This window comes from Nitrospira sp. Vd2, from assembly GCF_979581665.1.
Window position 1 is genome coordinate 207,497 of sequence record NZ_CEFZSK010000033.1, and the last position, 18,836, is coordinate 226,332.

At 60.4% G+C, this 18,836-nt stretch carries 18 protein-coding genes and 3 pseudogenes; 5 read left to right on the forward strand and 16 right to left on the reverse strand.

Annotated elements, in window-relative coordinates; genetic code table 11:
- Positions 1–40: 40 nt before the first annotated feature.
- Positions 41–487: a TOBE domain-containing protein gene (locus AC1U7K_RS13180; protein ID WP_480251866.1), complete on the forward strand. Its 447-nt coding sequence runs from the start codon at positions 41–43 to the stop codon at positions 485–487.
- Positions 488–535: 48 nt separating this feature from the next.
- Here AC1U7K_RS13180 and AC1U7K_RS13185 read toward each other — a convergent pair.
- Positions 536–1,513 (reverse strand): annotated as a pseudogene (locus AC1U7K_RS13185) (glycosyltransferase).
- 123 nt (positions 1,514–1,636) lie between these two features.
- Complete coding sequence (locus AC1U7K_RS13190; RefSeq protein WP_480251867.1) at positions 1,637–2,005, reverse strand: cupredoxin domain-containing protein; 369 nt, start codon at positions 2,003–2,005, stop codon at positions 1,637–1,639.
- Between the two features lie 215 nt (positions 2,006–2,220).
- Here AC1U7K_RS13190 and AC1U7K_RS13195 point away from each other — a divergent pair, with 215 nt between their 5' ends.
- Positions 2,221–2,388: a hypothetical protein gene (locus tag AC1U7K_RS13195; protein ID WP_480251868.1), complete on the forward strand. Its 168-nt coding sequence runs from the start codon at positions 2,221–2,223 to the stop codon at positions 2,386–2,388.
- Between the two features lie 52 nt (positions 2,389–2,440).
- Here the strand turns inward: AC1U7K_RS13195 and AC1U7K_RS13200 are convergent, their stop codons facing one another.
- A complete protein-coding gene (locus AC1U7K_RS13200) occupies positions 2,441–3,712 on the reverse strand; it encodes an NAD(P)/FAD-dependent oxidoreductase (RefSeq protein WP_480251869.1) in 1,272 nt (423 codons plus the stop codon).
- 150 nt (positions 3,713–3,862) lie between these two features.
- On the opposite strand from AC1U7K_RS13200, the gene AC1U7K_RS13205 reads away from it, so the two are divergent.
- The gene (locus tag AC1U7K_RS13205) at positions 3,863–4,168 is read left to right on the forward strand and encodes a tetratricopeptide repeat protein (protein ID WP_480251870.1); all 306 of its coding nucleotides are present in this window, start codon (positions 3,863–3,865) and stop codon (positions 4,166–4,168) included.
- A 107-nt stretch (positions 4,169–4,275) separates the two neighbouring features.
- Here the strand turns inward: AC1U7K_RS13205 and AC1U7K_RS13210 are convergent, their stop codons facing one another.
- Together AC1U7K_RS13210 and AC1U7K_RS13215 are read right to left on the reverse strand one after the other, a co-directional pair.
- Positions 4,276–4,605, reverse strand: coding sequence for a hypothetical protein (locus tag AC1U7K_RS13210; protein WP_480251871.1), 330 nt, complete (start codon positions 4,603–4,605; stop codon positions 4,276–4,278).
- A gap of 90 nt (positions 4,606–4,695) precedes the next feature.
- Positions 4,696–5,478, reverse strand: a complete 783-nt coding sequence (locus AC1U7K_RS13215) for a S16 family serine protease (RefSeq protein WP_480251872.1) — start codon at positions 5,476–5,478, stop codon at positions 4,696–4,698.
- A 469-nt stretch (positions 5,479–5,947) separates the two neighbouring features.
- Between AC1U7K_RS13215 and AC1U7K_RS13220 the strand changes: the two genes are divergently transcribed.
- Positions 5,948–6,454 (forward strand): hypothetical protein, encoded by a 507-nt coding sequence (locus AC1U7K_RS13220; RefSeq protein ID WP_480251873.1) that lies wholly within the window; start codon positions 5,948–5,950, stop codon positions 6,452–6,454.
- A gap of 171 nt (positions 6,455–6,625) precedes the next feature.
- Here AC1U7K_RS13220 and AC1U7K_RS13225 read toward each other — a convergent pair whose 3' ends face one another.
- The 10 genes and pseudogenes from AC1U7K_RS13225 to AC1U7K_RS13270 all read right to left on the reverse strand — a co-directional run.
- On the reverse strand, positions 6,626–7,333 hold the full coding sequence (locus AC1U7K_RS13225) for an acyloxyacyl hydrolase (RefSeq protein WP_480251874.1): 708 nt from the start codon (positions 7,331–7,333) through the stop codon (positions 6,626–6,628).
- Between the two features lie 600 nt (positions 7,334–7,933).
- Complete coding sequence (locus AC1U7K_RS13230; protein WP_480251875.1) at positions 7,934–8,200, reverse strand: hypothetical protein; 267 nt, start codon at positions 8,198–8,200, stop codon at positions 7,934–7,936.
- A gap of 133 nt (positions 8,201–8,333) precedes the next feature.
- Complete coding sequence (locus AC1U7K_RS13235; RefSeq protein WP_480251877.1) at positions 8,334–8,843, reverse strand: hypothetical protein; 510 nt, start codon at positions 8,841–8,843, stop codon at positions 8,334–8,336.
- A gap of 203 nt (positions 8,844–9,046) precedes the next feature.
- Positions 9,047–10,351 carry a carbohydrate porin gene (locus AC1U7K_RS13240; RefSeq protein ID WP_480251878.1) on the reverse strand — a complete coding sequence of 435 codons (1,305 nt, stop codon included), beginning with the start codon at positions 10,349–10,351 and terminating at the stop codon, positions 9,047–9,049.
- 177 nt (positions 10,352–10,528) lie between these two features.
- Positions 10,529–11,902, reverse strand: a complete 1,374-nt coding sequence (zwf, locus tag AC1U7K_RS13245) for a glucose-6-phosphate dehydrogenase (protein ID WP_480251879.1) — start codon at positions 11,900–11,902, stop codon at positions 10,529–10,531.
- Positions 11,903–11,911: 9 nt separating this feature from the next.
- Positions 11,912–13,015: a phosphogluconate dehydrogenase (NAD(+)-dependent, decarboxylating) gene (gene gnd, locus AC1U7K_RS13250; RefSeq protein WP_480251880.1), complete on the reverse strand. Its 1,104-nt coding sequence runs from the start codon at positions 13,013–13,015 to the stop codon at positions 11,912–11,914.
- Positions 12,975–13,933 (reverse strand): annotated as a pseudogene (gene cydB, locus AC1U7K_RS13255) (cytochrome d ubiquinol oxidase subunit II). The gene gnd and the pseudogene cydB overlap by 41 nt, the downstream one beginning before the upstream one ends.
- Positions 13,934–14,194: 261 nt before the next feature.
- The gene (locus AC1U7K_RS13260; protein WP_480251881.1) at positions 14,195–15,547 is read right to left on the reverse strand and encodes a cytochrome ubiquinol oxidase subunit I; all 1,353 of its coding nucleotides are present in this window, start codon (positions 15,545–15,547) and stop codon (positions 14,195–14,197) included.
- A gap of 110 nt (positions 15,548–15,657) precedes the next feature.
- Positions 15,658–16,719 (reverse strand): class I fructose-bisphosphate aldolase, encoded by a 1,062-nt coding sequence (locus AC1U7K_RS13265; protein WP_480251882.1) that lies wholly within the window; start codon positions 16,717–16,719, stop codon positions 15,658–15,660.
- Positions 16,720–16,763: 44 nt separating this feature from the next.
- A pseudogene (locus AC1U7K_RS13270) lies at positions 16,764–17,639 on the reverse strand (phosphohexomutase domain-containing protein); the annotation flags it as partial.
- A 179-nt stretch (positions 17,640–17,818) separates the two neighbouring features.
- On the opposite strand from AC1U7K_RS13270, the gene AC1U7K_RS13275 reads away from it, so the two are divergent.
- Complete coding sequence (locus AC1U7K_RS13275) at positions 17,819–18,421, forward strand: lipid-binding SYLF domain-containing protein (protein WP_480251884.1); 603 nt, start codon at positions 17,819–17,821, stop codon at positions 18,419–18,421.
- An 18-nt stretch (positions 18,422–18,439) separates the two neighbouring features.
- Here the strand turns inward: AC1U7K_RS13275 and AC1U7K_RS13280 are convergent.
- Positions 18,440–18,836 (reverse strand): DUF4410 domain-containing protein (locus AC1U7K_RS13280; protein ID WP_480251885.1); only part of this gene is annotated, 397 nt, incomplete at its 5' end.

Genomic DNA, 18,836 nt, shown 5'->3' on the forward strand with positions numbered 1-18,836 from the left:
GGTCGACTGCGGAAGAAAGATTCAGCTGTGGAGGTGAGCGATGGCGACTGTTATGACGAGAGCCAATCAGGACATCAGCGCCAGGAACCAGATCAAGGGTCGAGTGACGGGCATCCAAATGGGCGACGCGATGAGCGTGGTGAGCATCGAGGGCGACGGTCATCGCCTCATGGCGGCGATTACGGCGCAATCGGTCAGCGAACTCGCCCTGAAGGTCGGTGATTCGGTCGTCGCGTGCATCAAATCGACGGAACTCGTCCTTGCTAAAGGGACGTTGGACGCAAAGCTGAGCACCCGCAATCAAATTACCGGCCAGGTCACGAGCATCAAGAAGGGAAACGCGATGGCCGCCGTCAACATCGATGCCGGACCCTTTCAATTGACGTCCGCGATCACCCGCGCGGCGGCAGACGATCTTCACCTTAATACCGGAGACCGGGTGGTGGCGTGCATCAAGGCGACGGAAGTCATCCTGCAGAAGGGATAGCCTGGGCCGGTCGAAGCCATCGCAGACCCGGCACGGGTGGGCAAGCCGTTAGAGGAGCGTGTGTGCGTCTTGCTCCTCAAACGGCGTCGCGGGAATGGACCGTGCCGCCGGCGCTCGCGCATCGTCACCCTGACGGGTGCGAATCTGCGGGCGGGCCACCACGGTGAAGCGACGCAACCTTTTCAGTTCATGCGCGGCCGCCCGCAGCCACAGCGGAACTGCTTCGCGTAGCCGCCCCTGGCTGAAGTAATCGCGCGCCCAGATTCGATAGTGCTCCGCGAAGACGCGTTCCACCTCCAGGGCCTTTGCCGGATCGTTCGCAAATCTCGCGGCGAGCTTCCGACACAAGCGCTCTCCGCTGACGAAACGCGTTCGCCCGCCATTTCGCGTGAGACTTTTATCATGGACACGATAGGCAAGACCGGCCTCCCGTAGGAACACGATCTCGCCGAGCGCTCGCAATCGCATCGGCAAGTCCAGATCCTCCGCGCTATGCAGGGCCGGATCAAAGCCGCCGATCAGCTCGAACGCCTCCCGACGCACGACCATGGCGGACGGCAGAATGAACGACACGTCCTGACCCGTGAGATGCGTCAGGCGCGAGCGGTCGTTCGCGCGCTGCCGCTGCGTCATCCCTCGTCGATAGACCCTTCCGGCTTCGTCCATCCAATCGGCGTCCGAATGGACCAGCACGGCTTGCGGTCGCCGCTCGAAGATCGCCATCTCTCGCCGCAGCTTGTCGGGATACCACAGATCATCACTATCGAGAAAGGCCAGATAACGCCCTCTCGCAATCTGCGCGCCGGCGTTTCGCGCCGCGCTCTGCCCGGCGTTGGACTGTCAAATGATGCGGATTTGAGCGTGGTAGTCTGCAAGCACGCGCGGTGACCCGTCCGTCGATCCATCATCGACGGCAATCACCTCCACGCTTCGGTACGTCTGCGACAAGGCGCTGTCGATCGTCTCCGCGAGAAATCGCTCAGCATTGAAAATTGGCATGATGACGCTGACGCCGACCAGTGCCATGGCTTCATTTCACTATGGACAACCACGTGGAACGAGTGGCGCTGCCAGAAGCAACGCGCCAGCGCGTTGGATACCGGTTGCCAGACGCGACGGCAAGCCGAACCATCAAGGCGGACGGAAGCGTTATTCGACGATGATCATGCCGCTCATCCCGTGATGGCCCTTCCGGGGACAAACATAGAGGTAGGTGCCGGGTGGCGGAGCAACGAGAACCGTGAGTGACTGGCCCGGCCGTAGGCTGATAGGCAGGGAACGTGAACCGCCATCGGAGGCGTTGATGGACCGATTGACCCCATAACCGAGAATGGGACTGGCAAACTCATGTTCCTCCCGGCCGGCGTTGTAGACCGAGAGGAGCAGAGGCGTTGTGGCCTTCACGTGAATCCGGTCTGGTGTAAATCGGTAGTCCTCCACCGTCACGGAGACCGTTCGCGGGGACCGATCACAGCCGGTAAAGAAGGCAGAGCCGAGGCCGAGCGAGAGGACAATCATCACACAGCTCCATCTCGTTCCGTGACGCCACATCAGAAACCTTCCCTCGTGTGTGCTCGTTCTCAGTTGCGTGAGCGCACGGTTGTCTCAGCGCCCGCGCGATGTACGTTGTTCTACTCCCATAGTTGTCCGACTTCACTTTTCTCGTGCGGCGAGTAGGATGATTGCCTACAACGCTTGAGCGAGCCCGGTCATCGGATCACGAAGAAGAGAGGGTGACAGTGACCTTTGACATCCACGTCGTCTTGGGGATCGGCTGCTTAGCCATCGCCGTCGGCTTACTGCTGTCCACGAAGCTCCGCCGGCGCTTCCACCTGCCGCAACAACGTCACGCGCTCGTGGCATCTCACATGCGCACATACGATCCGCGGAAAAGCGCCTGATCGGATCGTCCACGGGCGGGTCCGTCATGGCGGAGGACGAGTCGGGCCTACTTCAGCATTCATCCGCGTGCGTCGCGTGCGGGTCGCTACCCGTCCGCGGGCCGACGATCAGTCGCGCGGCCGGATGGCGCGTGAGGTAGTACCACGCCCATTCGAACATGACGCGAACGCGATTGCGAAACCCGATCAAGAAGAAAATATGGACGACCGACCACAGCAGCCACGCAAGGACCCCGACGGTGCGGATGGGGCCGATTTGCGCGACGGCGTGCGCCTTGCCGATTGTCGCCAGCATTCCGCGATCATGATAGACGAACGGCCGGCGTGACTGGGTAGCGGCTCCCTCTCGTATCAGCCTGGCCACATACCGGCCCTGCTGCATGGCGACGGGCGCGAGGGCCGGGAGTGGCTCACCGTTGGGACCCCCCGCACGCGCGCCATCGCCGATGACGAATATCCATGGATCGCCAGGGATCGAGAGATCGGGGCCGACCTCGACCCGCCCTTGCTTGTCCATGGGGACGCCAAGGGAGCGAAGGAGCGGCGACGCTTCATTGCCGGCGGCCCAAATGACATTGGCGCTCTCGATCCGCTCGCTCCCGATCGAGACGCCCCAGTCCGCCACCTCGGTCACTCGCGTTCGGAGCCGGACCTCCACGCCCAGCTCCTCCAGCACCTGCTTGGCATCGGCCGACAGGCGTGGCTCGAATGCCGGCAAAATTCGATCTCCTGCCTCCAGCAGCACGACACGAATATCGCTGGACTCGATCAAGGGAAAATCCGGCAGAATCGAGCGGCGCGCAATCTCGGCAATGGCGCCGGCGACTTCGACCCCCGTCGGGCCTCCGCCGACGATCACGAACGTCAGGTAGCGCCTAGCGGCGACCTTCGGTACGCGCTCGGCATGCTCGAACGCCAGCAAGGTGCGTTCGCGAATCCGCACGGCGTCGGCCAAGGTCTTGAGCCCCGGCGCCACGCGCTCCCACTCGTCATGGCCGAAATAGGAGTGACGTGATCCAGGGGCGAGGACCAGACAATCAAAAGGGAGCGCGCCCTCCTGGAGGCGAACGGTTCGGCTCGCACGATCGACCGCGATGGCTTCATTGAGCAGCACGCGGACACGGCGACGGAGAATGGTGCGAAGCGGGGTCGCGATGTCGGTCGGCGCCAATGCCGCCGTTGCGACCTGGTAGAGCAAGGGCTGGAAGACATGATGATTGGTCCGGTCCACCAACACGACGTCGGCCTTGGCCCCGGCGAGCGCCTGCGCCGCGGTCAGTCCGCCGAATCCACCGCCGATGATCACCACCCGCCGTTGATTCATCTTTTTCTCTCCGATTGTAGACAAGCCGACCAACCCTCCGGAAGACGGGGCTCATTCTAACAGGAGTCCTCGCGCGAGCCGCGGAGTCGCAGGGGCGCCGTCGTCAGGCGCACCATGCTAAGATGCGGCGCCTGGATGAATGGAGGAGCTATGGATGTGGAGGCGTTTCGGCAGATGGTCGCCAAGAACCCCAAGGGTTTTCTTGGACGTTACGGACTGGGGAACAAACTGCTGCAGGAGGGAGGAAACCTGGAGGAAGCCGTCGAGCACCTGCGAGTCGCGATTCAACTCGATCCGGTCCACGTGGCCTCTCACCTCGCACTTGGTCGCGCCCTACTCACCCTCGGCAGAAGAGAAGAAGCGAAACCGGTGCTGCGGGCCGGGATCGACGCGGCGACGTCCGGCCGATCGAACGGCGGAGCCGACCTTGTTCCCGACATGCGGCGCTTGCTGTAGGAGTGCGGCTAGGAGGGAGCTGAGCCTCTACTGGGTCTCTTGCTTCTCACGGTGCGTCGAGCAGTAAGGAAACCCCGAGGTCACGGAACGCAGCTTGCTCGGTCATTCTACTCTTTGCTCAATGACCGAACCTCGAGCACGCCGTTAAAATGGGCCTCGATCGCCACGTGATCCCCATTGTGAAGGATGATGGCTCCCGTGGGGCACAACGTCGTGTACACGGCCGGAATCATCCCCGTTTCATCCTTCACCAAAAAACGTTGCGTACACTTTTCGAGCTTGGTCACGCTGCCGATGAAATGATTCATCTGGTGGCCGACCACCGTACCTTCGACTCGCACAAGCTTCATCTTGTACGATTCGGGATTCTCCACCAGCGACTGAATCTTCAGCGCGTCCGTCGCCCACGAAAGACCGCCTAGGAGAATCACAGTCATCACAACGAGGCCTGCCCATCGAATCTGCCTGCCGACCGTCCTGCTCCGCCTACGCTCCGAGTCGTTGCGCATGATCATCTTCCTCCTCGTTTAGAATGACGGCATCTGCCGCAGTACGTGACCGGTCGCGGCCGCATAGGCCTCAGCCAGCGTATGGACTTCCACGACGTGGATTCCACGCTCGGCCCCGTTGAAGCTCAAATGGCTGTTATCCAACCCGTCCGGCACGATCATCACGGTTTTCTTGAGCGTACGACACGCGTTCATCTTATCGGCCAGTCGCCCCACGGGCTTGATCTCCAACGTCGGTTCGATCGTCCCCGACATGCAGACGTCGGGACGAATCGGATCGCCGAGCAGAGCGGACGCGATCGCCACGGCATACATGGAGCCGGCACTCGGTCCATCAACCGGTGTCGGAATCAACAAACGCACCCGAAGGTATCTGGCATCGTACCCGACAGCTCTCGCTGCTGCGGCCACAGCCGTGTGGAGCGAGGCGAGTGCTACGCGCCTGAGGTTTCCATCTGTGAGAATTTCCGGTCCGTTCCCTTGAGTGAGGTATCCGACCGTGAGATACGCCAGATGGCCGTTCCAGGATCCGGTGATCACGCCGGGAGTCGGCTGTGTCACCGCCAGCACGGGAAAGGAGAGCGACACCTCCGCAAACGATGGGGCGATGGTGGAGCGAGGTCGGAACTCCTCGGCAGGGGTGCTCGGAGGAACGGGCCGAGACGTAGCAGCGGCCGGTGGGGTCGCGACCGGATTCGGGGACACCTGGAGCGACGAATAGTTCTCGACGTCGCCCAATTCTCGACATCCCGGCCCGCCGCGGTCGGTATAGAGATCGCTCTGCCCTGGACGCGAACACACCCACGTCCCCGCCATCGTTGCTTTGACGCGCCACGCGTCTTCGCTTGCCAATACACATAGACCACAGAGGAGCGCGAGGCCGCGTAGAGAATGAGCCGGTAGTTTCTGCATGGGACGAAGAAAGTATAGCAGCCGAATGAGAAACGCCCGATGTTAGATCGTGAAAGTGCGGCCTCAGGCCTCGCTTACCATCGGCTGGTCTCGTCGAAGCAGGAAATTCGATCAACGGCCGGCAAGGCCGAGTCGTGGAGCTGTTAGAAATGGCAGTTCACAACCTGTCACATGTGAGGCCAAATACCGGCACACCGGGGGAACGCATGAAGGAACCGCGGTTGCCTTTAAGGCCATTGCAATCCGCTCATGCCGGTCCTCCATCTGTCTGGGCTGTTACTCCGGCCGATGACGCCCGTTCCCTTCAATCAGCCCCACACCAAAGACGCTTTTCACCGCCCGAGAAAGGAGGGGTGCTATGAGGATCGCGTCCATGATGCTGCCTCTTGCTCTGGCATCGCTCACGGCCTGCGCCACCAGTAAAGAACTGGAGGCCGCCAAGGCCACGATGAACACGTCGCTGCTGGCGACCAGACATGCCCTTGAAAGCCGCATTCAGCAATTGGAGCAGGTTAAGAAACGAGACGACGAACAATACGCGTCGCAAATAAAGAGGCTTGTGACCCTGCAAGAAGAAACGGCGTCGCACCTGTCTGAGTTCCAACGTCGTTTGGTGCAACAACATGAGCTTTTGCAAAAACTTGGCGAACAGGTCAGAGACACGACGCATGATGTGACAGAAGTGCGGGCTGCGTTGCAAAGCGAAGATGGTCCGCTCGCCCAACTGTTGAATGTCGAGGAAACGGTTTATCGAGAGGGACTCCGACACGTGCAGCAGATTCGAGGCAAGCTCATGAACGCCATCAGCCGTAGTGCCGTACCCTCCAACGGCGAGAAGCTGCTTGAGATCAGGACGTCCCGTTGATGAAGAGCCGCCGATGAGAGGAAATTGCCGATCGCGAGGCAACAGCCTCACGCCGGCCGCGTCGCATCGCGGCGTGTATCAATGAAGCCGATTGTAAAGCCGATCCACGGCGTCATTTCGGGTGAGCCCGCCGGCATGCGAGAGATGGCCGCAAGCTTGCCATAAACAGATTCAGCGCCACAAAAAGAATGACAACCCGACATACGGCATGACGGCATTGAGGCCTGTGTTTCGTTCCCCCAGACCGGCGTTCGAGATGTGAGAAAAGCGAACGCCGGCAGTCAGCGTCACGGTATCCGTCGCGAAATAGTGCACGCCGAGTCCCGCTTGCAAGAGAAACTCCATCTGAATGCTCTCCTCCGGGATTCGAGGCGCGAGATCGGTCCAGACGAGGCCTCCGCCAGCATCGACGAACGGCATCCATCTTCGAGACACGAGAAAGTTGTATTTGGCGAGCAGGGAGGCCCCGGCCAAGTCCGCCGTGAACGGCTGAGTGAAGCGCGCATACACCGGCTCGAGCATCAATTCGAGATTCCCGCGCCACCAGTTCGTACCCACCGTATCGGTCACGATCAGACCTACGCGGGGAAGGACAAAGATCGCACTGCGGTTTGCCGACGGCGCGTCTCCCACGACTGTCGTGGCCTGCCAGAATCCAGTCATGACGCCGATTTCAATGGTTCCTTTTGAAACTCGGTACGCATCGGGCTCGGAGGCTGCCTGATTCGGTAGGCTCAAGGCCGTCACCGCCGCGATGCCGAGGATCACGAGGAATCTCCGCGGCCGATATTCGACAATCTCCTGGTAATTGCTGCGATATGGTTTGGACAGAGACGGCATCCGATCCAGATCGTGAGAGTAACCCGTAATGAACACCACGCGACTCTGCTCTGGGGACTGTCATTTCTGACAGTTCTTCTTTGCAAAAGAGTAAGGATATGCTGAAAGCCGCGGTGGGTTCCAGCTTCATGTCGCTGATGATGCGGTGTCGGCCGTTCTTGTCATGTTTGACGTACAAGGATTGCGGCAATAATCGCCGTGGCAGTTGGGGGACGAGATCGAACAGAGACAATTCGGCGATGTCTCGATGGCCAGGTACAGGCGCGCGTTATCGGTTCCGTGTCAGTCCCGAACATCCCACGAGCGTTCCTTGATGGATCGCCCTCACAAAGGAAGGCTGACCATGACGTGTCGTGTCGCCCGATCTTACCGCGGACTGATCCACTGCATCGTGACCTGCAGCGAATGCGGGACGGAGGAGATCGAACTCTTTTCGCCCTCGCCACTCGGTCCCTTTCTCTGTCACGCTTGCGCTGAGTCGAAGAATCTCACTGACCGGGAAGCGAACGAAGTACTGGCGGCACCTCCTCCTTGACTGGCGCAGCGGTGATTCCGTACGGCCGGCAAAGCGGTCCTCGCCATCGCGACTCGAGAGCCGACGTCCCGAAGGCCGATGTGGCGTGCCAGCATCAGGCATGGTTACTGGCTCGCTCCGCTGTCGGGCGCGCGCACCGCTGTGTTGAACTCCTCTTCAGAAATCTCCTTAATCTCCGATGACTGCAGCGTCACCACGCTGTCGGTCTTCTCGTCTTCAAACGTGATCGCGCCAGCCTTGGTCTTATCGATATGGGTCGTGTAGTACACCTTCGCGCCTGCCGGATCCTTGACCTCGTAGTAGCTGGTGCATCCGGTCATCACCACAATCGTTCCACACAACATTCCGAGGATCGCGCGGGTCGCGCTCATGACCTTCTCTCCTTGGCACTGATCCTTTGGTTGTGCGAGCAGTAGAAGATCATCGCCACAGAAAGGCTCTCGTACGGTTCCGGGGCAAGCGTAACGACCGGGCTGTCATCTGTCCGAAGGCATGGATTCTCCCTTACTGGATCAACGGGATTTCCTGAGCCAGCTCGGCCTTGAGAAAGGCGCGAATCTTATTCTCGATCTGGATATAGCGCGCCGTCTTGGTCGCCGGCAGGACTTTCCCAATCTTGTCGGCATAGGCTCGCTTGAGTTTTACTTCCGCTTCTTCCAGGGATAACACCTCGCTCACCAGCTTCTTGGCGGTATCATTGGAGATATTGCCGTTTCCCTGATTGAACGCGTCTGCGTATTCTTTGATTCCCCTGCCGAGCCGGCGATTGATCTGCTCCAATTCCTTCTGATACGCGTCGTAGAGCGGCCAGAACTTCTTGCCTTCGGCATCGCTCAAGTCCATGTTGCTCGCGACGAGCAGCTTCTTGTCGGCCTTGACCTTTTGCAGGACAATTTCCATGTTCGTGTCGACCGTTCCCTCGGTCGCCGCAGTAGCGTTCCCGCCCATCTCCTGTGCCATGGCTTGTGTCACAAACAACAGCGATCCGAGCACAACGGTCATGACGATGCTCATAGCGCATCTCCTTTCACTTCGTTCCTGTGAATTTAGCGCGCCCCCCGGCCACCGACGATGCAGGGCAATCCTTACTTATGGGAAGACGGGCAAGTGAGCCACTGTCAAAAGTGACAGGCATCGAAGAAAAGATTCAGCACGGGTGCCGGTTCGGAGATTCAATGCTTTTTGGCATGGCCTCAAGCCATCGTGGCCGGACGCCATCAAAATGTACACTGGAGGCGAACTCCGATGAACGTCACGGTCGTGATGTCTTTCCCTGTCGTCACGACCTGCTTCTGGCCGGGCCAGATCACTTGGACATCCGGCGCAAGGCGGATCCCGGGCGCGAGGGCGAGGTTGTAGAACAGCTCGACGCCCTGCTCGTTCCTTCCCAACTCCCTGGTACCGGACGGTCCCGTCAACTTGGGGGGACTGATGTTCACAAAGTAATAGCCAATGCCGAAGCTGTCTCGTGGCCGGCCTGGAATGATTCCGTTGCCTCCGATTCCTCCACTATAGAAGCTGTGCACCGGGTTGGGGTTTCCATCGGAGAGGCCATAGCGTGCGAACACTCCGACACCTTGCCCCGATCCCTTCCTGGGTTCGTAGAGATATTGATCGAAGTTGTAATAGAAGCTCCAGGAATTATCCTTGCGCTCGATGGACTGCGTCTGGATCACGAGGCGAACGTTCTGACTGAGCGATGTAAATTCCTGTGTCGAATAGATGGCGCCCAAGAGTTGATGGCCCGTGAGGCCGAACAAGTCCGTCCTGACCCGCCCCTCGAAGTTATAGGCCGTGTTGCCCTTGAACACCGTATCAAAATTGGTACTGTTGGCCTTCCCCGCCGGGTCGTAGGCGGTCAGAGAGAACACCGCCGCTCGGGGATCCTTAGTGGGCATCACGGTAATGCCGGCCCCGAGTGTGGAGTAGGGAGTCGTCAAGATCGTGACGGGGTTGGCGTTGAAAGCCAGGTTGAAAAACTGAATTTCTCCTTTGCCGTTGCCGTACGCAAACTCATTCGCATCACCAAGCGTCGTGTCGATTTTGCCGACTGACAGAGCGATATAGGGAGACAGCGACTGCGTGTAGTTGAGCGCCGGAATGGCAACAGCATTTCGGTCCGGCACGGGATAGAGCCGATTGCTGTTCACCGGCATCAGCGAGCCCGTCTTGCGATTGACACTATTGCCCCAGTTCCCCTCAACTTCTATCACCAAGCTCCCACCGCGCCACCATCCCAGCATGCCGGTATCGACGGTGAGAATGCCCAGCGCATGACCGGCGTATGCCGAGCCGGTGTCCTTGCCACCGCTCACCACGGCCTGTCCGATCTGGGTCATTCTGAGATCGATCGTCACACCGTTGCCGGCCAATGAGTTGCGCACGCCTTCCCAGTCAGTGTTCAGTGTGGAGAGCGACCACTTGCCGGGATCTATCTCGTCATCGGCCAACGCCCACGCGAACAGCACCAGACAGACACACAGTTCCGTGACGATGAGAGCGGCGACGCGTTTCACGATCACGCGACCACGACTGCCAGTGCTCTTCGGCGTGAACATACACCGAGCGTAGGAACGCATGCTCAAAGCCAGGGTGCTTCCGGGTACTGACTCGAGAGCGGAAGGTCACAGCCGCGTACGAGCATTCAAAGCGGGCGTCATCAGCGTACGGGCGGACCGTGACACGCTGTGTTGCGGGACCTAGGCGGTCACGATGGGGTTCTGCCAGCCTCCGGCGGGAGAGACCGCCTGATCCACTTCGCGCGGCCCCCATGTATGGGGTTCGTATTCGTAGAGCGCCGTCGCCTTCTTCAACACCGGATCGACGATTCGCCACGCCTCTTCCACATAGTCCTCCCGGGCGAACAGGGTACGGTCGCCGGCGATCGCATCGCCGAGCACCCGCTCGTAGGCATCCATTTCATCCGCGCCGGGATGGCGGCTCGCCAGCAGTTCCACCTGCTGACCGATCATGTTGTCCTCCGGGTCCATGACCGTCAGGCCAAAGGCGCCGGTGACATCCGGACTGATGCGGAATCGGAAATAGTTGGACGTTGGGCAGCACGTCGGGAAGACGGTCGGCGGCCGGAGCAACCGGACCACGATCTCCGTGCACGTGACAGGCAGCGACTTTCCGGCTCGGATATAGAACGGAACCCCTTGCCATCGCCACGAGTTCACCTCGAGCCGCACTGCTGCAAACGTCTCTATCTGTGAATTCGGCGCCACACCTTTTTCTTGGCGGTAGCCTCGGAACTGCCCTCGGATCACGTTCCCCTCCTCGAGTGCCGGAATGGCCTTCAACACCTTCACCTTTTCATCACGGATTGATTCGCTGTCCGTCTGGACGGGGGGCTCCATGGCGAGATTGCTCAGGACCTGGAAGAGGTGATTCTGAATCACGTCCCGAACGGTCCCCGTTTGATCGTAAAACGCGCCTCGCCCCTGGACTCCGAAGCGTTCCGCCATGGTGATTTGCACGCTCTCGACGTGCGTCCGGTTCCAAAAGGACTCCAGCAGGGAGTTGGTGAAGCGGAAGAAGAGCATGTTGTGAACCGGCCGCTTCCCAAGGTAATGGTCGATGCGGAAGATCGCCGACTCCTGAAAGGCGCCGTATAAGATTCGATTGAGCGCTTGCGCGGAGGCGAGATCCATCCCGAACGGCTTTTCGACGATGACGCGTGCGCCGTCGGTGCAGCCGGAGCCGGCTAGGTGCTCCACCACCACACCGAACAGCATGGGTGGGATGGCGAGATAGTACGCTGGCCGCTCCGCGGAGCCGAGCGCGGTGCGGATCAATGGATAGGTCGAGGGATCTCGATAGTCGCCATCGACGTAGCGAAGCAATCCCGACAGCTTGTCGAATGCGTCTGTGGCGCCACCGTGTTGTTGAACGCTCTCACGTGCCCGCACTCGAAGCTGATCGAGCGTCCAGCCGGCCTTGGCGACCCCGATGACCGGCACATCGAGATGGCCGCGTCTGACCATCGCGTGCAGCGACGGAAAGATTTTCTTGTAGGCGAGATCGCCCGTCGCGCCGAAGAAGACCAGGGCGTCCGAACGGGGAAGGTTCATTGTCGCTCCTCATGTCGCCCCTCGTTCCAGATGGCCGCCGAATTCATAGCGCATGGCCGACAGCAGCTTGTCCTGAAAGTCGGCCTCGCCACGCGAACTGAATCGTTCATAGAGCGCCGTCGTGAGGACCGGCACCGGCACAGCCTCGTCGATTGCGGCCTTGATCGTCCACCGCCCTTCGCCCGAATCGGAGACGCGGCCCGCAAACTGGGAGAGGCCCGGGTCCTTGAGCAAGGCCGACGCGGTCAAATCCAGCAGCCACGACGCGATCACACTTCCGCGCCGCCAGACCTCGGCAATGTCCGGCAAATTGAAGTCATACCGATAGTGCTCCGGATCGCGCAACGGAGTCGTTTCGGCATCGCTGGCGTGGTCGTCCTTGCCGATGTTGGCAGCCCGCAACACGCCCAATCCTTCGGCGTACGCCGCCATCACACCGTATTCGATCCCGTTGTGGATCATCTTGACGAAGTGCCCGGCACCGCTTGGCCCACAGTGCAGGTAGCCCTGCTCCGCGGTACTGTTCACCGTCTCCCGTCCCGGCAGGCGGGGTGCCGCCTCCCTCCCCGGCGCGAGCGCCGCAAAAATGGGATCGAGATGCGTGACGATTTGCGCGCCCCCTCCAATCATCAGGCAGTAGCCCCTCTCGAGCCCCCAGACGCCTCCGCTCGTGCCCACGTCCACGTAGTGAACGCCCTTCTGCCTAAGGTCTGCGGCCCGTCGGATGTCATCCACGTAGTAGGAGTTGCCGCCGTCGATCACGATATCGCCCGCCTCGAGGTGGGGCAGCAGGTCGGCGATGGTACGGTCCACAACAGCCGCCGGCACCATGAGCCAGACCGCTCTCGGCTTCTTCAGCTGCTTTATAAGATCACCGATCGATGAGCTGCCCGCCGCCTTCTCTTCGGCGAGATCCTCCACGGCCTTCGGCGACCTGTCGTAGACGACACACTCGTGGCCGGCCCTCAGCAGACGCCGGGCCATGTTCGCGCCCATTCGGCCGAGTCCAATCATTCCCAGTTGCATACTGTCCCTTTCTTCGCGATGTGAGTGCCCTGATGTGCGGCGTCGGTCAGTGCATCGGCACCTTTCCCCAAAAGGCGCGATGCGCATACACCTGATAGGCGAGGACGAGCGGGAACCCGATCAAAAACCACACGAGCCCGACGCGCAGGCCATACTCGCCCGCGGTGGCATTAAAGATCGTGAGACTATTCGCCGGGTTGGTGATGCTGCCCAGCATGGCGATGATGAAGAAAACGGACGCCACCAACGCTCCACCGTCGCGTGCCCGCCGACGAAGCACCAAGGTCGCGGCGAGGGCGATGGCTCCGCCGACGGGAAGGACATAGCCGACGGGATGCGCCAGGTAATTGAGCCGAAAGCTGGGTTGGACCACCGTGATCCCAAGCCTGACGAACACGGCGGTGTCAAGCGCGAGCCACCCCGCTCGTTTCGCGGCGACGACGGCCCGCTCGTAGAGTTTGCCGTCCGTTTTCACGGCGAGATAGTTTGCGCCATGTAAGGCCAAGATCGCCGCGCTCGCGACGCCTGTCACGATCGTGTACCAATCGAGGACGCCCGGGATCGGGCCGGTTGAAAAGTCCGTCCACAGTGGAACGAAAAAATAGCCGGAGGGATTCAGCGGCACGCCGCGGATCAGATTCCCCAGTGCGGCACCGAAGACAATGGCCAGCACGAGACTTGCGCCGAAAAAGGCCGCGTCCCACCACTGCCGCCAGAGATGATGTTCCACATGAGCTCGAAGCTCCAACGCGAGCCCTCGGAACATCAAGAGCCACAGCACGATCATCAGCGGCAGGTAGAACCCACTGAACCCCGCCGCATAGGCTTTGGGAAACGCAAAGAACAGGACCCCGCCGCTCGCCAGCAGCCAGACTTCATTGCCGTTCCAAGGGGACCGATCGCGGCTAACACGGCTCGTCGTTCCTGCTCGGTTCGCGCCACGAACGGATAGATGATGCCGACACCGAAGTCGAAGCCATCGAGTACTACGTAGGTCGCCAGCATCACGGTGACCACGGTGTACCAGAAAGTCTCCACGGCAACGGCTTTCTCTTAATGGACTACCAGGATTTTGAAAAACGATTTCCAGGAGTTCAGAGGCAACAATGCTTCAAGATGCAACATGAGTAGAGACAACCATGCAGGATGTTCAAAAAGGCCGTCCAGCAAGGCCGCAGCAAAGGAGGAGGCGAAGCGTACTCTTTCTGTACGTTGAGCCTCCGAGTGACGCGAGAACGAAGCTGGCGGCCTTTTTCAACATCCTGCCTAGGCGGCCAGCCGGAATGCCGCCCGGTGGTCGGTCGGCCTCGGGCCGTGCGCGATTGTTTGGAAGACCAGGAACACGAACAACACCCCGAGCAACAGATACAGCGAAAGAAAGCCAAGCAGAGTGAACAGCGCGTTGCCGGAGTGCACGAGCGGCGATGCGCCTTCCGTGGTACGCATCAAGCCGTAGACCAGCCAGGGTTGGCGTCCAAGCTCCGCCGTCATCCACCCCGCCGTCGTCGCAATATACGGGAAGGGAGCGCTCAGCATGATGGTCCACAGCATCCAGGGCATCGTGAACAGCCGACCGCGCCAGAGCAGCACGAGGGACAGGCCCGTCACGGCCGCCAACATCGTTCCCAGCCCGGCCATGACATGGTAAGCGTAGTAGAGCAACGGAACGTTGTCCGGCCAGCTCTCGCGCGGGAAGGCATCAAGGCCTTTCACCTGTGCGTACAGTTCTTCATACACCAGAAGACTGAGGATGCCGGGCAGCACCAACGGGTTATCAATGGTCATCGTTTCCATGTTCGGCTGCCCGATGAGCAAGAGGCCCGCTCTCCGTTCCGTGCGGAACAATCCTTCAAAGGCGGCGCCCTTCACCGGCTGATACTCGAACACTTGCTTGGCGTTGCCGTCGCCCGTCGGAAAAATGAGGAGCATGCAGCCGATCGCCCCGGCTACGACTCCGGTCCGGAGAAAGGTCTTGGCATGAGCCGTCCACTGGCCGGACAGCAAATAGAAGGCGCCGAGCGCGGCCATGACGCATGATGCGGTGACGATCGCCGCAGTCATGGTATGCGTGTATTGCCAGACCAGCCACGGATTCGTCAGCAGGCCGTCCAAACTGTTCACGAACAGGCGACCGTCTTCGGCCACGGAATAGGCGACTGGATGCTGCATCCATGCATTCGTCGCCAGAATGAAATAGCCGGACAGCCAGGAGCCGAGAAACAGCATCAACGTGGCCGTCCACTGAACGAACGCGCTGAAGCGCTCCGCTCCGTACAACAGAATGCCCAGGAACGATGACTCGAGGAAGAAGGCGAAGATGCCCTCCATCGCGAGCGTCTGCCCGATGACACCGCCGGCAAAGTTGGAGAATTGCGCCCAATTCGTCCCGAACTGAAATTCCAACGGGATGCCGGTCACGACGCCGAACGCGAAACTGACCGCAAAGATCTTCGTCCAGAATGTCGCCACCTCATGGTAATGGGCATCGCCGGTCACGAGCGCTCGTGTCCGAAGGTAGAGGAGCAGCAAGGCGAGGCCCATGGTCAGTTGGGGAAAGAGATAGTGGAACGTGGCCGTGAGGGCAAATTGCAGGCGATCGTACAGGACCGCGCTTTCCATAGCTTTCGTTTCAGATCGATTCCTGCTACGACTGAACGGCGCCAGATCGTGTAGAGCTTTCCGCCCGACGGTTCTGAATCACGAGACGCGTTTTCTCGCCGTCGTCAGCGTCACGCCACCGTCTCCTTCGAGAGATAGACGTCCTGCACCGCGTTCAGTAGGGCGATCCCCTCTTTCATCGGACGCTGGAAGGCCTTGCGCCCGGAAATGAGGCCCATCCCGCCCGCCCGCTTATTGATGACCGCCGTGACGACCGCATCGTGAAAATCGTTCTTGCCGGCGGCGCCGCCACTATTGATCAGCCCCGCGCGGCCCATGTAGCAGTTGGCCACTTGATACCGACACAGATCGATCGGGTGCTCGGAGGCGAGATCGGTATAGATGCTCTCGTCGAACTTGCCGTAGGCGGAGCTGCCGATGTTCAGCGCGCGATACCCGCCGTTCGTTTCGGGAAGCTTTTGCTTGATGATGTCGGCCTCGATCGTCGCACCGAGATGATTGGCTTGTCCTGTGAGATCAGCGGCAACATGGTAGTCCACGTCCTTTTTGAAGGCGGGATTGCGCAGATAGCACCAAAGTACCGTCGCCAGCCCGGCATCGTGCGCTTGCGCGAACATCTCGCTGATGTCGGTGATCTGCCGCGTGCTCTCCGGCGCGCCAAAATAAATCGTCGCCCCGACCGCAGCGGCCCCCATGTCGACGGCCTGTTTCACCGTACCGAAGAGGACTTGATCGAACTTGTTCGGATAGGTCAGGAGCTCGTTGTGGTTCACCTTCACGATGAACGGAATCTTGTGCGCGTACTTTCGGGAGGTCATGCCGAGCACGCCGAACGTCGACGCGACCGCATTGCAACCGCCCTCGAGGGCCAGTCGAACGATGGACTCGGGATCGAAGTACGACGGATTTTTGGCGAAGCTCCCGCCCGTGGAATGTTCGATCCCTTGATCAACCGGCAGGATCGACAGATAACCGGTATCGCACAGGGCGCCATGCCGGAACAGTCGCTGGAGGCTTCCCAGGACGCGGTTGTTCCGATTGGTCGGCGTGAAGATGCGATCGACGAAATCAGGCCCCGGAAGGTGAAGCTGCTCCTGCGGGATCTTCGGCGATTTGAAATTCAAAAGATATTCGGTTTTCTCGCCCAGATGCTTCTCGATAGTTGCGATCATGATCTCCTCGCTGGTGGCATCGTTCAGTCAGGACGGTACCGGAGTTACGCTGGTCGGGCCGTGGACTCACTCTCGCGTAATGCATGATTGATGATCTGTTGCGCCTCCTCGATGATCGCCGCGAGGTGCGAGTCACTCAGGAAGCTCTCGGCATAGAGCTTGTAAATGTTCTCCGTGCCGGACGGTCGCGCCGCACACCAGCCTTTCGCCGTCACGATCTTGAGCCCACCGATCGGGGCACCGCTCGCGTGGGTCAGCCGGCTAACGATCGGGTACCCGGCCAGCGACGTCGCGGTCACGTCGTCAGGTGACAGCTTCGCCAATCCTTGCTTCTGCTCCGGCGTGGCCGGCGCATCAATGCGCCGGTAGTACGGCGTCCCGAACTGCGCTTGAAGCTCGCGATAGTGTTCACCAGGATCTTTGCCAGTCCGCGCCGTGATCCCCGCGGCGAGCAGCCCGAGCAGCAGGCCGTCCTTGTCGGTCGTCCAGACCGTCCCATCGCGGCGCAAGAAACTCGCCCCCGCGCTCTCTTCACCGCCGAAGCAGCACGAGCCGTCGAGGAGACCGGGCGCGAACCACTTGAACCCGACGGGGACCTCGCGTAGCCGGCGACCCAATCCCTCGACGACGCGATCGATCAGGCTGCTGCTCACAACCGTTTTGCCCACCCAGGCCGTGCGGGGCCACGCCGGGCGATGTCCGAGCAGATACCGAATCGCGACGGCGAGGTACTGGTTCGGGTTCATCAACCCCAGTGATCGCGTCACGATCCCGTGGCGGTCCGAGTCGGCATCGTTCCCAAACGCGATATCGAACCGATCTTTCAGCGTCACCAAGCCGGCCATGGCGTAGGGACTCGAGCAATCCATGCGGATTTTGCCGTCGTGATCCAGCGTCATGAAGCGGAACGTCGGATCGACGGCCGACCCACGCCGCTATCATGAGATCTCCTTACCTCCAATAGGAACTGTCAAAACTGACAGCTGTGCTCTGAGCGAGTGGGGGTCAAGAATGTGTTCCGCCTTCCACAATCATCGTCCATCAATGGTGACGGAACGTAGGACGGTTACAAGGACTCAAGAGCAGAAGGGGAACGTTCATGTACGGTAACAAGCCAATGTATTGGATATCGCTGTCACGGAGATGCTGCGCCGTCGCCTTGCTTCCTTTGACGCTCGCGGTTGCCGGGACCGTGCTTCCGCATTCCCATCCCGCGATCGCGTTCGGCGCGTCCGCCGAGGAGATCGATCGGGACGTGGACGAGACGATCAGTAAACTGTGGAACAAGACACCGGAGTCTCGGTGGCTCATGCAGCATGCCAAGGCCATGCTCGTGTTCCCCAACATCGTCAAAGCCGGCTTCCTCGTGGGAGCGCAATACGGTGAAGGGGCGTTGCGCGTGAACGGGCACACGGTCGGCTACTACACCTCGACGGCCGCCTCTTATGGCCTGCAAGCCGGCGCGCAGGTCTACGGCTACGCGCTCCTGTTCATGAGTGAGTCCGCCCTGTCGTATCTCGAGCGCAGCAACGGGTGGGAGCTCGGGGTGGGCCCGAGCATTGTCGTCGTGGATGCGGGCAAAGCCGGGACGTTCACGACTACGACCGCCCGCGACGAAATTTACGCGTTCATCTTTAATCAGAAAGGCCTCATGGCTGGGCTGGGCCTACAAGGGTCGAAGATCACGCAGATTGACCGGTAACACTCCAGGTCCGTTCGATCACGGGATCCATCCCTGCTGCTGAAATTTGGGTTTGATCTGGTCCGCAATCTCTTTCGCCGTGGCCTTGGCCCGCCCCTCGAGCTTGGCGCTCCCGCTCAGCTCCCCGTAGGCTTTCATCCCGCCGCTCACGACCAGGCCGACGGGATTGCCGGTGATAATAAGTCCCGCCACCCCGACGGCCCCGCCCGGCGTCTTGCCTCCACCGGACTCAAGAGTGCCCGATCCCAGTTTGCGGAGCCCTTGATTCGTCACCTGAAAGCCTTCAACCGTGGTCGTCAAATGAGAGGCTCCCGAGCCGAACCCGATCGTGACGCGTTTGGTCGCGCTGCCTTCATCAATGGACACTAGTGTCCTGTCTCTGAAGTACGTGGAATAAGTTGTGCATTGGTGGTGT

Coding starts and splice junctions, on each gene's coding strand:
- AC1U7K_RS13220 (WP_480251873.1), top strand. CDS start 5,948: ATGAGGATCGCGTCCATGATGCTGCCTCTTGCTCTGGCATCGCTCACG.
- zwf (WP_480251879.1), bottom strand. CDS start 11,902: ATGAACCTTCCCCGTTCGGACGCCCTGGTCTTCTTCGGCGCGACGGGC.
- AC1U7K_RS13275 (WP_480251884.1), top strand. CDS start 17,819: ATGTACGGTAACAAGCCAATGTATTGGATATCGCTGTCACGGAGATGC.
- AC1U7K_RS13190 (WP_480251867.1), bottom strand. CDS start 2,005: ATGATTGTCCTCTCGCTCGGCCTCGGCTCTGCCTTCTTTACCGGCTGT.
- AC1U7K_RS13205 (WP_480251870.1), top strand. CDS start 3,863: ATGGATGTGGAGGCGTTTCGGCAGATGGTCGCCAAGAACCCCAAGGGT.
- AC1U7K_RS13230 (WP_480251875.1), bottom strand. CDS start 8,200: ATGAGCGCGACCCGCGCGATCCTCGGAATGTTGTGTGGAACGATTGTG.
- AC1U7K_RS13260 (WP_480251881.1), bottom strand. CDS start 15,547: ATGGAAAGCGCGGTCCTGTACGATCGCCTGCAATTTGCCCTCACGGCC.
- AC1U7K_RS13180 (WP_480251866.1), top strand. CDS start 41: ATGGCGACTGTTATGACGAGAGCCAATCAGGACATCAGCGCCAGGAAC.
- AC1U7K_RS13210 (WP_480251871.1), bottom strand. CDS start 4,605: ATGACTGTGATTCTCCTAGGCGGTCTTTCGTGGGCGACGGACGCGCTG.
- AC1U7K_RS13265 (WP_480251882.1), bottom strand. CDS start 16,719: ATGATCGCAACTATCGAGAAGCATCTGGGCGAGAAAACCGAATATCTT.
- AC1U7K_RS13235 (WP_480251877.1), bottom strand. CDS start 8,843: ATGAGCATCGTCATGACCGTTGTGCTCGGATCGCTGTTGTTTGTGACA.
- AC1U7K_RS13200 (WP_480251869.1), bottom strand. CDS start 3,712: ATGAATCAACGGCGGGTGGTGATCATCGGCGGTGGATTCGGCGGACTG.
- gnd (WP_480251880.1), bottom strand. CDS start 13,015: ATGCGCATCGCGCCTTTTGGGGAAAGGTGCCGATGCACTGACCGACGC.